Here is a 16,217-nt window from a genome sequence, read left to right as displayed (position 1 = left end):
ATGTTGCCGAAAAACACGTCCTAAGTGTTCCGTTATCCGGCCCCGTGGTTATGCTGATCCTGCCCGCCGGCCAGCAGCATCACGAATACCTGCACCACGCGGGCATCGAACTGGGTGCCGGACTGACGCTCCAGCTCCCGGACGGCATCCTCCGGTGACATGACCTTCTTACGGTAAGGGCGGACACTGGTCATCGCGTCATAAGCGTCGGCTACGGATACGATTTTGGACAGGAGTCCGATTTCGCTGCCCTTAAGGCCGCGGGGATAACCGGTTCCGTCCACACGTTCGTGGTGCTCATGGACAATTTTACGGCTGTTATCCAGAAAATGCAGACCCTCCAGAAGCTTGTCCCCAATGGCGGGATGCCGCTTCATCATTTCGAACTCCTCGGGGCCAAAGCTGCCTTGGTTGTTCAGGATATGCTCGGGAATACCGATTTTGCCGATGTCGTGGAGAATGCTGCCGAACCGGAGATCGTGAAGCTCCTGGCGGCTCAGATTCATGGCCCGTCCGATGGCCAGGGAATAATCCATGACCCGTTCGCAATGGCCCCGGGTATAGGCATCCTTGACTTCAATAGCGTTGACTAGAGCCCGGACCGTTTCAAAATAACTGCTCTGGTTTTCCCGGAGGCTGTTCTCCAGCTCATGCTGGATGCGGCCCCGCTCCTCCAGCAGCTCCCGGATTTCGCCGGCCATCTGCTCCACTTTTCTGCCCAGCAGGGCAAATTCGTCATTGGAGCGGATGTCCAGGCTCACCTCATAATCGCCTCGGGAAATTTTCTGGATGCCGGAGGCAATGGCCTGGATAGGTTTGGTGATGGCACGGGACCGGTAGAAGCCGTAGCTGCCGGCGATACAAGCCGCTGCAAGCACCAATATGGTCGATACAAGAAGATTCCTCAACAGGGATTGCCGGAGGCTGTCCTCGTTGTAGATAATCTCGATAACGTTGATTTCATTGCTCCCTGAGGCATTCACCAGCCGGTAGGGGACATATTGGTGAATGGCCTTTTTTCCCCCGTAAACAGCCTCTGTTTCCACTGTCTCCAAGGTATCCTTGGCCTGGGCAAAAGCAGGGAGATGCGTTCCCTCCACCCGGTAATTCAGCCCGTTGCCGTCCTTCTTGTAGGAAACCCCCAGATAATCGTAGAGGATCACCCTGTCGATAAACGGATTTTCCTGGACAACCGCCGTTTCGAAGTTATCGAAGGTGCTGGTTTTTAGCATGAGGAGGCGCGGGTCAATGAGGGTGCCCGTCTCAAAAATGTATTGGCCGTCCCCGGAGGGAAGATAGCAAAATTTGGTCAAATTGGACTTGTTCAAGGAGAGGCTGATCCGCGATCCGGCGAAGCCGCCCTCCCGCACCACACCATCAAGATAGCGGGTAAAGTCGCTGTACGGCTTGAAGTTCAGCCCGATATCCCCGGGATTGGTGGAGGCGATAACCGTATAGCTCCGGTCAATGATATACAGATCCATATCCGGCTTGTCCGCAATAAAAGGCTGCAGATCAAAGCCGATCCCGCCCGTGCTGGAATAGTGGCTGCGTACCGCCTCCAGTATGGGCCGTGCTTCCTCTTCCATGGGACGCTCCACCAGCAGGTTCATCCGGTCGGCATCCGCCACGGTATTCCTGATCCGCTCCTCAATCATCCTCCGGTTCTGTCTGAAGTTATCCTCAAGCAGATGTTTCACAAAGAAATATTGGAAGGCGCCCATCAGACCGGACATGAGGAGAACGACGCTGAACAGCAGAAGTCCGAGCTTAAGCTTGAAGGGATAAAGAGATGGACGGCTCAGGGAAAGCATGGATGGGGGGATCACCTGCCAGAAGATAATGATGGGGAGCTTGAAAGATATATATGTATTGTATATAGAATTCGGCAAAAAGGATATATCATCTATAAAAAATCAACCTGTTTTCTAAATTCCGCCTCATTGTAAACACTTACAAGAAAAGGGATAATGACCGTATCAAAGCATAAGGGGGATTTGTTTATGAAACATCGGTTCAAATGGATCAATCTGGCGCTGGCAGGCACCCTGACTCTGGGGTTGGCCGCTTGCGGCGGCAACAGCTCCGGCGCAGGCAGTGCAAGCCCGGATGCCACCAAGGCACCGGTTGCCACCAAGGAAGCCTCCTCCGGGTCCAAGGGAGACAAAATCACCATTACCTTCCAGAACATTTATCCCGATCCCACCGATCCCAAAAACGGCCTGATGAAGAAAATCGTCGCCGCTTATGAGGCGGAACACCCCAACATCAAGATTGAACTGGATTCCCTGAATACCGACCAGCAGAAGCTGAAGCTGAAAACCCAGGCAGCCTCCAACGAGGTGCCGGACATCACCATCGTGAACCCGTCGGCACAGATGAAGCCGTATGTGGATGCCAAGCTGCTGGCCCCCCTGAATGACATGGTGGAGCAAAACGGCCTGAAGGCCACCTTCCAGGAAGGCATTCTCGATTATTACACCTTCGACAAAAATCTGTACGCCCTGCCGGACGGAAATAACATCGCAGTCGTCTTCTACAATAAAGAGCTGTTCGCTCAAGCTGGAGTCAAGGTGCCGTCCACCTTTGAGGAAATGGTGAGTGCGGTCAAAACCCTCAAGGAGAAGAAAATCACGCCCATGGCCATCGGCGAAAAGGATACCTGGACGGGCTCCTTCCTGTTCATGAACATGCTGCTGCGCACCAATAACGGACCGGGTTTCCTCTCCGACGTAATTGCCGGCAAAAGAACCTTCGAGGACCCGGCGTTTGTGGAAGCCATCGATGCTTTCCAATCCCTTGTGCAGGCAGGGGCCTTCCAGGAGGGCGCCACCTCCTTTGATTACAATGCAGGGGAAAACCTGTTCAAAACCGGGAAAGCGGCCATGTACTTTATGGGCAGCTGGGCTACCGGCGGCATAGAAACCTCCTCCGTCAACGGCAAGGTAGGGGTGTTCAAATTCCCGACCATCAACGGCAAGGGCAATGCCAATGAATTTATGCTGGCACCGGGCAGCGCCTTCGCCATCTCCGCCAACAGTAAACACCTGAAGGAAACCAAGGACTTCCTGAATTATTTCATGCTGAATTTCCCCAAGGAAGCCTTTAAGGTGAAGGGTGCCGTAGGTTTGGCGCAAAAGGTGGAGGGCGATTTCAAGGCCAACGGCTATTCGGACATGGCCATCGAAGTGATGAATCTGTTCAAGGATGTGAAGGGCGGCGACCTGGCCTTTGATAACACCATGAACCCGGGCACAGCCCAAGGGCACCTGCAAAGCATCCAGAACCTGTTTGTCCAAAAGATGGATTCCAAGGTAACCGCCAAGGAGCATCAAACCGCGTATCAGTCCAACAACAAATAAGAGACAGCAAAAAAAGGCGGTGGAGGGGGGAGCGGACCTCTTCCACCGCTATCTGTTCGAGGAGGGAAACCATATGAACGTATTGCGCGTATCCAAGCTGACCATCGGACTGTTTGTGCTGCCCTGTCTGCTCCTATACAGCTGCCTGGTGTTTGTGCCCATCGGGGTGTCCATTTACAGCGGGCTCTTGGACTGGAACGGCATCGGCCAGGCGCATTTTGTGGGGCTGGACAATTTCCGGACCCTGCTGTTTCACGATCCCGTCTTTTGGCCGGCGGTGAAACGGACCCTGAATTTCGCCCTCTTCTCTATGGCGGAAATTCCCGTGGCGCTGCTGTTGGCCATCTTGCTGAACCGTTTTGTGAAGAAGCCGAATTTTCTCGTGTCCAGCTATTTTATGCCGGTTATTCTGTCGGTGGTCATTATCGGCCAATTGTGGAAAACCATCTATAATCCTGCCTCCATGGGAGGCATGCTCAACCAGCTGCTGGAGCTGGTGGGGCTGTCGGGCCTGACCCGGAGCTGGCTGACCGACCCGTCGGTAGCCATGATCGCCCTTTATTTTGTGGCCCTGTGGCAATATCTCGGCTACCACACCTTAATCCAGTTCACCGGCATCCAGAATATCCCTGCCGATATCTACGAGGCTGCGCGGATTGACGGCGCAGAGGGCTGGAAGGCGGACTGGCATATCACCCTGCCCATGAATATTCCGATTTTCAAAATATCCATTGTCCTGGCCTTTATCGGCTCCCTCCAGGCCTTCGACATGATTATGGTTATGACCGCAGGAGGACCGGCCCATGCCACGGACGTCATCTCCACCCATATGTACAACATGTCCTTCCTGTCCATGAAATACGGCTACGGCAGCTCCATTGCCACCTTCCTGGTGGTGCTGTGTCTGGGGGCCACCGTCATTATCAACATGCTGTTCAACCGCCTCGAGCGGAAATATTCCTGATAAAAGGAGGCAACGCCTATGAATTCCGCCGCAACCGCCACAGTGAAGCCTGTTGCTTCCCGGACCAGGAAACACTTGTCGCCGGTTAAGCTGCTTGTGTACCTGTTGTTTGGCATTCTGCTGGTTACCCAGCTGTATCCGCTGGTTTGGCTGGTGCTGTATTCGCTGAAAACCAACGAGGAAATCCTGTCGGGGAGCTTCTTCGCCCTGCCCCATGTGCCCCAGTGGGAAAACTTCCGCAATGCCATTGAGGCTGGAAGCTACTTCCGGTACCTGTTCAACAGTGTGAAGGTTACCTTCATTACTATGGGGAGCGTACTCCTGTTAAGCTCCATGGTGGCCTTCGCCATCAGCCGGTTCCGCTGGCGCTACGGGCAGGCAGTAATGGTGCTGTTCCTCATCGGGATGATGATCCCGATGCAGGCCACGCTGCTTCCTTTGATGAAAATGTTCAAGCAAATTTCGGTACTGAATACACACTGGGCGCTGATTCTGCCGTATATTGCCTTTCAGACGCCCATCGCCGTTTTTATTCTAAGCGGCTTCATGAAGACCATCCCCCACGAAATCGAGGAATCGGCGGTAGTGGACGGAGCAGGCATCTTCCGGATTTTCTTCCACATCACCGTGCCGGTTTCGGTGCCGCCGATGATGACTGTGTCCATCCTCACCTTCATTAATGTCTGGAATGAATATATTCTGGCCGCCACTTTTATCTCCAAGCAGGCCTTGAAGACGCTGCCCTTCGGCGTGAACAGCTTCGTCAGCCAGTATTCCGTCAACTACGGGGCCATCGGTGCCTTTCTGGTGCTGGGGGCGCTGCCGGTGGTGATCATTTATTTCCTGCTGGCGGATAAAATAACCAAGGGTATGGTTGCCGGGGCGGTCAAAGGGTAAGGCGGCCGGAACGTTACAGCGAGGCCTCCGGTCAGTTCGGCCGGCTTGTCCCGTCTCTCCCGCAGCACGAGGGGTTCATGCTACAATAGAGCTACAAAGCAGTGCTTTTTCGGAGGACCTCCCATGCGGAAGTTGAACACGCTGTATATGCGGCTGTTTCTGTTGATTCTCTCCTGTATGCTGGTGCTGATTCTGGTGTTCAGCATGGCTTATTACCATAAGCTGACGGGCATCATTCACAGCCAGACCCGGGAAATGGCGGAAAAGAATATCTCCCAGACCGTGGATCTGTTCGATCTCCTGCTGAAGGGATATGACAGCATCACCAAGTCCCTCAACAGCAATTACGAGATGCTTCGGCTGATGAAGGAGCGGGACAGCGATCCCGCCGTCAAGGTCATCAATGACCGGACCATCACCAATAACATCGGCGCCATCTATTATTCCCGGGACGATATCGCCGCCATCTACATCATTACCAACGGCGGAGTGATGTACAATTACGAGCGGAAATTCGCCGGCGTTGTGGACGCCAATTACGCCCACAAGGAATGGTACCGGAAGCTGAAGGCCTCCGCGGGGGAGATGGTCTGGCTGGGGCTGTACCGCGGCTCCGTCATGAACGAGCTCCAGCAGGAGGAGCCGGTGTTTGTCTTCGGCCGCCAGCTGTACGATCTGACGGACCACCGTTCGGTGGGCATCGTCATGTTCGAGACGTATCCCCAGGCCATTATGTCCGCCTTGTCCAATGCCTCCATCAGCTCCAACAGCAAGGTGTATATTACCGACAAGGACAAACGGATCATCGCCTCCACCAAAATGGATGCCTCCTGGGCCATGTCCTCCGATGAGCTGGCCACAGGACCGGTGCTGGACCCGGACACCATCTCTGCCAGGGACAACCTGGTTGTCTCCGCACAGCCGCGGATGGCGGACTGGAGCGTCATCAGCATGACGCCGCGCTCGGATATCAGCGCCCGGATCGACCAGACCCGGCAGTACCTCATTGCCGTCATTGCGGCGCTGGTGGTGCTGTCCACGGCCATCGCCACGGTGATTTCCCGCACCCTGTCCTCGCCTCTGCGCCTTCTGGTCCGGGAGATGCGCCGTGTGGAAACGGGGGATTTTCATGGTTCGGTGAATGTCCGCTCCTTTGATGAAATCAACTACCTGGTCACCTCCTTCAACCGGATGGTGAACCGGATGGACGAGCTGATCGAGCGGATTACCCTGGCCTCCGTCAGTGAGAAAAACGCCGAGCTGGCCGCCCTGCAATCCCAGGTGAATCCCCATTTTCTGTACAATACGCTGGATATGATCTATTGGATGCTGGACGAACGGGGTAGTGAGAAGCTGGGCCGGGTGATTCTCTCCCTCTCCCAGATGTTCCGCTACAGCAGCGACTGGGAGGAAGCGTCCAAAACCACCCTGCGCCATGAATTGGAGCAGATGAAGCACTACATGACCATTATCGAAAACAGGCTGGCGGGGCGGGTTAGCACGGAGATTGACATCGGGGAGGAGTGGCTCGGCACCCTTATTCCCAAGATGACTCTCCAGCCTATCTTCGAAAATGCGGTGAAGTCCGGACTGGAGCCCAAAGCCGGACCCGGAGTCATCCGGGTTTATACCCGGACGACGGAGCGGGAGCTGCAGATTGTGGTGGAGGATGACGGAGTCGGTATGGATGAAGGTACTTTGGCCCGGCTGCGGGAGGCCTTGCATGTGGGCGGTGCAGCTGGAGGAAGCAGACCCGCGCAGGAATCCCCTTCGGTTCCGGAAATGGACGGCGGGACTCCCGTCCTGCCAGCTGCAGCCCGCCGCAAGGGCATCGGCCTGCCTAATGTGCACCGCCGGCTGGCCCTGCAGCACGGGGAGGAGTACGGTCTGCGCATCGACAGCGTTCAAGGACAGGGCACCACGGTAACCATTGCCCTGCCCATTCCGACGGTAAGGAGGGAAGCCCATGGAACTGCTCATCGTGGATGACGAAGCGGTAATCCGCGACGGCATCAAACGCACACTGGCACATCATTTTCCCGAATACCGCATTCATCTGGCTGCAGGGCCGGGGGAAGCAGCGGTTATGCTCCGCGAGTTCCCTATTCAAGCGGTGCTGACGGATATTCTGATGCCGGGTATGACGGGGCTGGAGCTGATGGCCCTCTCCAAGAAAACCCATCCCCACGTGAAGTGGGTGGTGATTTCCGCTTATTCCGAATTCAGCTATGCCCAGGAGGCGGTCCGGCTGGGAGCCAAGGATTATCTCCTGAAGCCCATCGGCAAGGATGCCCTGGTGCGGATGGTGGAGCAGCTGGGGGAGGAGGTGGACCGGGAGCTGGAGCAGACCCAGGAGGCGTTTTTGCTGAAGCAAAACCAGCGATTCCTGAGAGAGGCGGTCTTCCAGCGGTGGGCCTCGGGCTTCGACATCGGCGGGCTGGACATCCGGCCCTTCGTGGAATCGTACCCTTCCTTCCATCTGATTATGGTGCGGATGGACAGCAGCCAAAGCGTACGGCTGGAGCATTTCATCGTGGAGAATGTGCTGGGTGAGCTGATCAACCGGTTGGGCAGCGGCTTCGTGACCATCCATGACAGTATGAGCCTTTTGGCCATTGTGCAGTTTCCCGAGGCAGGCGGTCTGGAGGAGCTTCTGGAGGAGCTGAGGCGGCATCTGGCCAAGTACCTGCGAATTCCCTTCCAGATTCTCCATACGGCGGAGCTGAAGGACTTCAATGCAGTGCCCGGCGAGGTGCAGCGGATGCGCCAGGCCTCCGCCACCCAATCCTATACCGCCGTGGAAGGGGGAAGCGACCGGGCGGTGGAGGTGGGCCTCCAGTATATCCAGGCCCGGTTCCATGAGGATTTGTCCCTGGAGAAGGTAGCCTCTGTGGTCTACCTGAACCCGGTTTACTTCAGCCAGCTGTTCAAGCAAAAAACAGGCAGCGGCTTCAAGGAATATATCATCACGCTGCGGCTGGAGCAGGCCAAACGGATGCTGTTGGACCCGAAGCTCAAGCTGGCGGAAATTTCCGAGCGGGTAGGCTACCAGGACATGCGCCATTTCACCCAGCAGTTCCGCAAAAAATTCGGCCAGACCCCCTCCCAGTACCGGGAGGCCTGCGCCCAGGGGGCGGAGTAATAAAGGATAAGGGGACGGTAAAGTAAATAAGAAGGAAAGGTTCTTTAAGATTGTAGAAACGCAGAATCCATATAAATTTCAATTTGTGATCTCGTTAAGATACGGTGCAGCCGAATTGATATGGTCGGTATGGAAGCATTCTGAGCTTACGGTTGGCGGGACATGGGGAATCATAAAAAGACAGCTGGATGGTCTTGAAAACGGTCAATTACGAAAGCCGGTATTCCGTAATTACGAAGAATTGAAAGCATTATTAACGGATGTATTTGTAATCTATGAAGATTTTAAACGGGAATATATGCGCGAGCACGAGTGAACAGGACATTGAATCAACCGCTACCCGGCATCTGACGATGATGCCGGCTCCTCCAGGCTCCACAGCTCCCGGAAGTAGGGGCTGCCTGCCATCAGGGATTCGAAGCTCCCGATTCCGGCAATTTCTCCGTTACGGACCAGAATAATGGTATCCACATGCCGGATGGAGCGGAGGCGGTGGGTGACGATGACCAGGGTTTTGCCTGCAAGCTGGTTCAGGATGGTGTCCATCAGGCTTTTTTCTGTTTTGTTGTCCAAGGCAGAGACGGGTTCGTCCAGAATGACCAGATTCCGCTGTTGGGCTAGCACTCTGGCAAAGGCCAGCCGCTGCTTTTCGCCCCCGGACAGCTTCATGCCTTTTTCTCCGATCTTAGTTTCCAGCCCTTCGGGAAGAGCCTGCACCTTCTCCTTAAGCTGCACCTGCTCCAACATGCGATAAATCTCCTCATCCGGCCGCTCTTCATCGAACAGGATATTTTCCCGGATACAGGTGTCGAATACCGGAGCCTCCTGGGAGATGTACGACAGATGGCGGTACAGACTGTCCAGCTTCAGGCTGTCAATGTCGGTCCCATCCACCAGAATGTGCCCGGAGGATTTCTTCAGAAGCCCCAGCATCAGCTTGATGATGGTGGATTTGCCGCTGCCGCTGGCTCCGATAATCGCGGTAGAGCAGCCGGGTTCGATGGAGAACGTCACATGGTTCAGAACCCCGCGGCCCTCATAACCGAAGGAGACATCCTGAAAATCCACTTTTCCCCGCAGAAGATCCACTTCTTTTCCCACATGCAAATTGGCGTCCTCCGGCCCGTTCAAAGTTTCCTCAAACCTCCGGTAAGCCACTGCGTTCAGCTTGTATTCCACATAAAGCACGTTGAAGATGGCAATGGGCGAATAAATTTGATCCACAAACATGATCATGGCTGCAAGAGTGCCGATGGAGGAATGGCCGGCCAGCAAACTGCGGGCGCCGTACACCAGAACGGCCAGCTTGATCATAATAACCAGCAGGGCAAACAGGGCAAAAAAAGCTTCGTGGATCATTCTGATCCGGACGCTGTTCCTGACGATTTCCCCCGCAGTAGCCTGGAGCAGCTCCAGCTCTTTTTTGTATCTCCTATTCAGCCGGAATACAGCCAGCTCCATAAATCCCCTGACGGACAAGGCGGACATTTTCTCCTGGTTGGCCAGAAGCTTGGACTTGATCCGGTACAGCCTGCCCAGCAGCAGCTGGCTGAGCAGGAAAACAGCCAGATAGCCGATGCCGATGACCAGCATAAGCTGTGGATTATAGAGACTGATGAAAAACAGGCTGAACAGCAAACCGGGCAGCAGCTCATGGAGAATGCGCAGAAAAAAGGAATGAAGGATGTTTTTCCCCGCATGCGCGCCATTGTCGATGAGCTTGATTAAATCTCCGGTGCCGGTGTTTTGGTAAGCGGCATAGTCCATTCCGGACACTTTGCCAAGCGCCATCACCTTCAGCTGTTCGGAAATGCCTGTTGAAAGAACAGTATGGGGATATTCCTGCAGATAATGGAGCAGAGTTGCCCCGATCAGCATGGCGCCGTACAGGAAAAGTAGAGTAAAACCATCCCGCAGTCCAGTGGCTTGGGCGATATGGTCCAGCAGCTTTTGGAACACACGGATTCCTGCCGTGCCCAAAAACTGGGTGGTGACTCCCATGAGGATATAAATGAATATGGTCCATTTGTACATGAGCATTGCTTTTTTTAACATACAGATTAAGCCTCCCGGAGAAAAAATAAAGAGCCCAAAGACAACGGGTGTCTTCAGGCTCTAAGAGCGGATCTGTTTCCAACACCGTTCCAGGTAATTCGTTTTCGTTTGGCCAAAAAAGGGCAGAGCTCTCCCTTGGCAGCCGGTACGCGTTTTGCCCGGCCCGAAAACTACCTACCTCGAACAGTTCGGATCAACATCCGCTCACCTCTTTTTCTCATGGATGTGTTTATTATAAGGGGAAAAAAGCTTATGTGTATAGATAGGAGTTGATATATTTGGAAAAATGTCTTCAGCCCCTCTTGCGTTTAATACGAAATCGTAGTAATCTAAAGGCAGATGGTGATTATGCAAGAGGAGTTTCGGGAAAATGGATGAATTGTTCGAGTTACTTGTGAAGCATGGTCTGAAGCCATTGACACTGGTGCCGGAGTGGGAGGGGCTGGAGCAGAGGCTGAACCGTTCCGAGCTGGCGGCGGTGGTGATGCTGCATCATCATGGGGAGATGACCACCTCGGAGCTGGCCGCTTCCTTGGGTGTGCCGTTAAGCACCATGACCAGTCTGTCCAAACGGCTCACCGCCAAAAAGCTGTTCCGGCGGCTGCAGTCCGAGCAGGATCAGCGGATTATTCTCCTTCGGCTGACGGAGGAGGGCACGGAGCTGGCCCAAGCGGCCAGGGCGCTGTTGAACCAGTCGCTGTCCCGCATCGGGGAGGCGCTGACCCCAGAGGAGCTGCAGCAGCTTATCCGGCTGGTGCTGAAGGCGGCGAAGGCACTGCAGACCGCAGACGGGAACGGGCAGTCGGCGCAGAAGCCGGCCCTCAGGCAGATTGAGATTGGCGAATGAAGCGAGGCTATTACGAAGTCAGAGGCCGTTACGAAATCAGATGACGCCGTAAGGCGTTTATCTTTGGCTTAATATTACGAAATCGTATTAATGGGAGGGTATTATCATGCGGATTATTATTTATACCGGCAAAGGCGGCGTTGGCAAAACCAGCACGGCTGCAGCTACGGCGGTGCGGCTGGCGGCGGAGGGGCTTCGGACGCTGGTGGTGAGCACGGACGCGGCCCACAGTTTGTCGGATTCCTTCGATCTGCCGCTGGGCAGTGAGCCTGTACTGGTCAGTGACCGGCTGTGGGGCCAGGAAATCGACAGCCTCCGGGAAACGGAGAAGCATTGGGGGGCCGTGCAGGGCTGGCTTTCCAGGCTGATGACTTGGGCGGATGTGGACGATATCTCCTCGGAGGAAATGCTGGTGTTTCCCGGTCTGGAGGAGCTGTTTTGTCTTCTGGAGATTCTCCGAGCCGCATCGTCGGATGCGTATGACGCTATTGTAGTGGATTGTGCGCCAACAGGTGAAACCCTGCGGCTCTTAAGCTACCCCGACCTGCTGGACTGGTGGCTGGAGAAAATTTTTCCCCATGAGCGCCGGCTGCTAAAGGTGGTGCGTCCTGTCGCCAAGCTGGTGGCCGGGGGCTTGGAGCTGCCGGATGACCGGGTGCTGGACAGTGTGGGCCAGCTGGCGGATAAGCTGAAGGAGCTGCAAAAGCTGCTGACAGACCCTGATGTCACCTCCGTCCGGCTGGTGGTGAACCCGGAGAAGATGGTCATCGCCGAAGCCAGGCGGGCGTTTACCTATCTGAATCTGTACGGCTTTCATACGGATGCCGTAATCGTGAACCGGGTGCTGCCCGAGGAGGCGGGAACAGGGTACTGGGCAGGCTGGCTGGACATCCACCGCAAATACGAGGAGGAGATCGCCAGCTCCTTCCAGCCCCTGCCCATTCTGCGGATTCCGATGATGGCGGAGGAGGTTTGCGGGCTGTCCATGCTGAAGCGGCTGGGTGACGCCGCTTTTCACAGCTGTGCCGCCGGCGGGGTGCTGCACCGTGGCCTGACCCAGTTAATCCGCCGGGAGGGGGAAGGCTATGTGCTGGAGCTAACTCTTCCTTTTGTGGAAAAGGAGGAATTGAAGCTGAGCCAGCGGGGAGAGGAACTGACCGTACAGGCCGGGCCGTACAAACGGAAGGTGCTTTTGCCCCGCGCGCTGATGGGAAGGCCAATTGTGTCGGCCCGTTTTGCCGGGAAGGCGCTGGTGATACAGTTTGGCAATTTGAATCCGGAGGGAGAATGATCATGGGTATGGACAAACAGGCAGTAGAAAAGGTATGGGATAACCTGGCGGTGCTGAAGGACAGTCTTGCGGATTTAACGGGTACGGGAGAAGCACGGAGGCATTTCGCCGCTTCACGCCGGGAGGCTCGTCTGGGTTTTTCGGCGCTTCTCGGGCGGGCAGCGGAATGCTGTGAGCCTGCCGGAACAGGGCAGAAGCAGGCTGCTCCAGTCAGCCGGTCCATTGACATCGAAGAATAGGGAATGGGTTGAGGGTTTACCGCAGCTGCAATGGCTGCGGTTTTTTTATTGCATCGAGGGAAAGCTTTATGAACAGGGGGGATGGATTTTTTATACAGTGTCTTTTGCAAACGTGTGCGTTTTCTCGAGAGAAGGTGTATGATCGCTATATAGCCTGCCGCAAAACTGCTGGCAGCGATGCTTTTGCGTAACCGGAATGATCAAATATATATAATTTTCAGCGCTTATGACAAGTATTTTTAAAGTTTTTTCTGCGCTATTATTCTAAAATGGATAGAGTGTGTTTAAAGGATCACCCGGTACAAGATTGAACGATGGGGGAATGGCGATGACGGCAACAAACGATTTTTTGCAAAGGCTTCTGGAGGAAAACAGACCGGCCTTTGCCTATACGGCGGATACCGATTGGAAAATTTGGCGCAGCGGGCTGAAGGAACGTCTGGCTCGGAGACTGGGGCTTCACCCGGTGCAGGCCTACAGCCGGACAACCCCGGATGAACCGGTTTATGCAGGGGCTTCCTTCGCCTCTGACGAGCCGCCTGTTGTGCTGGAGCGGGTACAGTGTCAGGGATATGTGCGGGAACGGGTGGAATGGACCACCATGGACGGCATGCGGATGCCGGTTTATGTGCTGATTCCGGACGGCGTTACGGAACCCCGTCCGGGTGTTGTGGCCATTCACGGCCATGGCTACGGCAGCAGGGAAATTGTCGGACTGGAGCCGGACGGCGCTGAGCGTGGGGCTGAGCCCGGTTTGCATAAGGATTTTGCCGTGGCGCTGGTTAAACAGGGGTTTGTGGTGGCTGCGCCGGAGCTATTGGCTTTTGGTGACAGAAGGCTGCCGGAGGATATCGCTGCAGGCCCCAAACAAAGCTCCTGCGCCAGGATTTCAGCGCAGCTGATGCTGCTGGGCCGCAATATCGGGGGCGTCCGGGTGGCGGAGACTATGCAGACCGTAGGCTACCTGCTGTCACGTCCGGATGTGAAGGCCGGAGCCATCGGCTGTATGGGCATTTCCGGCGGCGGCCTGGTGGCGGCTTATACGGCTGCGCTGGATGAGCGTATCGGGGCAACCGTAGTCAGCGGCTATGCCAATACCTTCCAGGGCAGCATCCTGTCCCGGATGCATTGCCTGGACAATTACATTCCCGGCATCCTCCAGGATGCGGAAATGCCCGAGCTGATCGGCCTGATCGCCCCCCGCAGCCTGCTGGTGGAATCCGGTGATACAGACCGGGTGTTCCCCCGGGAGGGCGCCATGAAGGCTATGGAAAAGCTGGCCATGATTTATGAAGCGGCCGGCGCGGAAGAGGAGCTTGCCGTGGATTATTTCACCGGCGGGCATGAAATCAGCGGAGCGAAGGCATACCAGTGGCTCCGCCGGTTGGAATAGAAGGGGATAACGACCGACTAGAGCGCGGGTGGGCGAATCTGACGGACAGGGGAGCCTCTATTTTGGCAGAAACCGCCGCTTGCGTATTCTAACGGAAGTGAGCGACCTTATGAAGCTCCATTTAGGTCCGGTCCAGCGGATTTGTCACCAATAGCGTCTTCTGCCGCCGTTAGAAATCGGAAAGGGCGTTTTGGAGGCGAATAACGGCGCTGGCCGCCGTTAGAGGGAAGAGTGCATGACCCGGCAGCCAAGCATATGGAATTTATACTTACGACGGCTTTGCCTAGGGTGTGTTTGCAAACACGCCATAAGGGCAAAGCGATGAGGAGGAAACAACATGATCGTGGCCAAAGACGGAAGCGGCGATTTTACAACCATTCAGGAAGCGGTGAACGCCATCCCCGAGAATGCACAGGGCTGGACAGTCATTCAAATAAAGAACGGCGAATACAAGGAAAAGCTGGAAATCCTGAAGCCCCGTGTGAAGCTGGTGGGCGAAAGCGTGGAAGGCACTGTCCTCACGTTTGATGACTACGCCAAAAAAACCTTCCCCGACGGCAGGGAGTACGGCACCTTCAACTCCCAATCCTTCTTGATCGGCGTCGATGATTTCGAAGCCGAGAACCTGACAATTGCCAATACGGCAGGCAGCGGGGACAAGGTAGGCCAAGCGGTGGCGGTTTATGCCGACGGCGACCGGCTGGTGTTCCGGAACTGCCGGTTTACGGCCAGCCAGGACACCCTGTTTACCGCGCCTCTGCCTCCCAAGCCGGTAGAGCGGGCCACCTTTGGCGGGCCCCGAGATGCAGCGCCGCGGCGCAACCTGCGCCAATTGTATGACCGCTGCTACATTGCGGGAGATGTGGACTTTATTTTCGGCTGCGCTACTGCGGTCTTCACGGATTGCGAGATTTTCTCGAAGAAGCGCCTTGTCCCCGAAGGGGGAGAAAAAACCATCCACGGGTACATAACCGCCGCCTCTACGGATGAGGACGTTCCTTATGGTTATGTGTTCTCCAACTGCCGGCTGACCGGTGATGCGCCGGAGCACACCGTATATCTGGGCCGCCCTTGGCGGGATTACGGCCATACGGTTTTCCTGAATTGCTGGATGGGTGCCCATATCAAGCCGGAGGGCTGGCATTATTGGAAGCCGGAGCGGGAGGAAACTGCCCGGTATGAGGAATTCGGCAGCACCGGCCCCGGAGCGGGCAAACGGGAAAGCCGGGTGCCGTGGGCGAAGATTCTGACAGAGGAAGAAGCGGGTAAATATGATTTGAACCGGGTTCTGTCCGGCCAGGATGGCTGGAGCCCCTTGAAGGAGGAACATGCATAATGAGTGAGCTGACTGTATTTCTTGCGGGAGATTCCACCGTGGCGGATTATCCTCCCGAAAAGCTGCCGATGCTGGGCTGGGGTGCCAAGCTGGGCCTTTTTTTGGACGGCACCGTTAAGATCGTCAACCATGCAATGAACGGCCGCAGCTCCAAAAGCTTCATTAACGAAGGACGGCTGGAGCCTATCCGCGAAGCCATCGGCCAAGGGGATGTGTTTCTGATTCAGTTCGGCCACAATGACAGCAAGGAGGATGAGGAACGCCGGACCGAGCCGTGGAGTACCTATCAGGAGCATCTGGCCCAATATATTGCCGTTGCCCGGGAAAAAGGAGCGGTGCCGGTGCTGATTTCCTCCGTTTGCCGCCGCCGTTTCGATGACAGCGGCCGTCTGGTGGACACCCACGGGGAATACCCCAAGGCCATGGAGGATCTGGCCGAACGGGAAAAGGTGGCCTTCATTGATCTCACCGCCAAAAGCGCCGTTCTGCTCCGCCAATTGGGCAGCGTGGATTCCGAGCAGCTGTTCACCTGGCTGAAGCCGGGGGAAAATCCCAACTATCCGGAAGGCAGCCAGGACAATACCCACCTGAACGAATACGGTGCGGAAAGCGTCGCCCGCCTGGTGGCGGAGGAGCTGGCTGTGCTGGATACGCCGTTGAAGGACAAGATCAAGCTGGACTAATAGGATCA

13 protein-coding genes are annotated in these 16,217 nt (G+C 55.6%); 11 read left to right on the top strand and 2 right to left on the bottom strand.

Features of this window, described 5'->3' with window-relative positions; all coding sequences use genetic code 11:
- Positions 1-32: 32 nt before the first annotated feature.
- A complete protein-coding gene (locus tag ACI1P1_RS27545) occupies positions 33-1,814 on the bottom strand; it encodes an HD domain-containing phosphohydrolase (protein WP_416219766.1) in 1,782 nt (593 codons plus the stop codon).
- Positions 1,815-2,003: 189 nt separating this feature from the next.
- On the opposite strand from ACI1P1_RS27545, the gene ACI1P1_RS27540 reads away from it, so the two are divergent.
- The 5 genes from ACI1P1_RS27540 (at position 2,004) to ACI1P1_RS27520 (ending at position 8,365) form a co-directional block, all read left to right on the top strand.
- Positions 2,004-3,362 (top strand): extracellular solute-binding protein, encoded by a 1,359-nt coding sequence (locus ACI1P1_RS27540; protein ID WP_416219765.1) that lies wholly within the window; start codon positions 2,004-2,006, stop codon positions 3,360-3,362.
- A 73-nt stretch (positions 3,363-3,435) separates the two neighbouring features.
- Positions 3,436-4,326, top strand: a complete 891-nt coding sequence (locus ACI1P1_RS27535; protein WP_416219764.1) for a carbohydrate ABC transporter permease — start codon at positions 3,436-3,438, stop codon at positions 4,324-4,326.
- An 18-nt stretch (positions 4,327-4,344) separates the two neighbouring features.
- Positions 4,345-5,223 (top strand): carbohydrate ABC transporter permease, encoded by an 879-nt coding sequence (locus ACI1P1_RS27530; protein WP_416219763.1) that lies wholly within the window; start codon positions 4,345-4,347, stop codon positions 5,221-5,223.
- Positions 5,224-5,346: 123 nt separating this feature from the next.
- Positions 5,347-7,212 carry a sensor histidine kinase gene (locus tag ACI1P1_RS27525; protein ID WP_416219762.1) on the top strand — a complete coding sequence of 622 codons (1,866 nt, stop codon included), beginning with the start codon at positions 5,347-5,349 and terminating at the stop codon, positions 7,210-7,212.
- Positions 7,190-8,365: a response regulator transcription factor gene (locus tag ACI1P1_RS27520; protein WP_416219760.1), complete on the top strand. Its 1,176-nt coding sequence runs from the start codon at positions 7,190-7,192 to the stop codon at positions 8,363-8,365. The genes ACI1P1_RS27525 and ACI1P1_RS27520 overlap by 23 nt, the downstream gene beginning before the upstream one ends.
- Before the next feature lie 336 nt (positions 8,366-8,701).
- Here ACI1P1_RS27520 and ACI1P1_RS27515 read toward each other — a convergent pair whose 3' ends face one another.
- A complete protein-coding gene (locus tag ACI1P1_RS27515; protein WP_416219759.1) occupies positions 8,702-10,420 on the bottom strand; it encodes an ABC transporter ATP-binding protein in 1,719 nt (572 codons plus the stop codon).
- Positions 10,421-10,790: 370 nt separating this feature from the next.
- Between ACI1P1_RS27515 and ACI1P1_RS27510 the strand changes: the two genes are divergently transcribed.
- The 6 genes from ACI1P1_RS27510 to ACI1P1_RS27485 all read left to right on the top strand — a co-directional run bounded on the left by ACI1P1_RS27510 (position 10,791) and on the right by ACI1P1_RS27485 (position 16,209).
- A complete protein-coding gene (locus ACI1P1_RS27510; protein ID WP_416219758.1) occupies positions 10,791-11,267 on the top strand; it encodes a MarR family winged helix-turn-helix transcriptional regulator in 477 nt (158 codons plus the stop codon).
- Between the two features lie 106 nt (positions 11,268-11,373).
- The gene (locus ACI1P1_RS27505; protein ID WP_416219757.1) at positions 11,374-12,558 is read left to right on the top strand and encodes an ArsA family ATPase; all 1,185 of its coding nucleotides are present in this window, start codon (positions 11,374-11,376) and stop codon (positions 12,556-12,558) included.
- 2 nt (positions 12,559-12,560) lie between these two features.
- The gene (locus ACI1P1_RS27500) at positions 12,561-12,797 is read left to right on the top strand and encodes a hypothetical protein (protein WP_416219756.1); all 237 of its coding nucleotides are present in this window, start codon (positions 12,561-12,563) and stop codon (positions 12,795-12,797) included.
- A 328-nt stretch (positions 12,798-13,125) separates the two neighbouring features.
- Complete coding sequence (locus ACI1P1_RS27495) at positions 13,126-14,190, top strand: dienelactone hydrolase family protein (RefSeq protein WP_416219755.1); 1,065 nt, start codon at positions 13,126-13,128, stop codon at positions 14,188-14,190.
- 337 nt (positions 14,191-14,527) lie between these two features.
- The gene (locus ACI1P1_RS27490) at positions 14,528-15,526 is read left to right on the top strand and encodes a pectinesterase family protein (RefSeq protein WP_416219754.1); all 999 of its coding nucleotides are present in this window, start codon (positions 14,528-14,530) and stop codon (positions 15,524-15,526) included.
- On the top strand, positions 15,526-16,209 hold the full coding sequence (locus tag ACI1P1_RS27485) for a rhamnogalacturonan acetylesterase (RefSeq protein WP_416219753.1): 684 nt from the start codon (positions 15,526-15,528) through the stop codon (positions 16,207-16,209). The genes ACI1P1_RS27490 and ACI1P1_RS27485 overlap by 1 nt, the downstream gene beginning before the upstream one ends.
- Positions 16,210-16,217: the final 8 nt, after the last annotated feature.

It is taken from the genome of Paenibacillus mesotrionivorans (assembly GCF_046098205.1).
GTDB classification, from domain to species: domain Bacteria; phylum Bacillota; class Bacilli; order Paenibacillales; family NBRC-103111; genus Paenibacillus_AR; species Paenibacillus_AR mesotrionivorans.
This window is presented reverse-complemented; position numbering and strand designations above follow the sequence as displayed.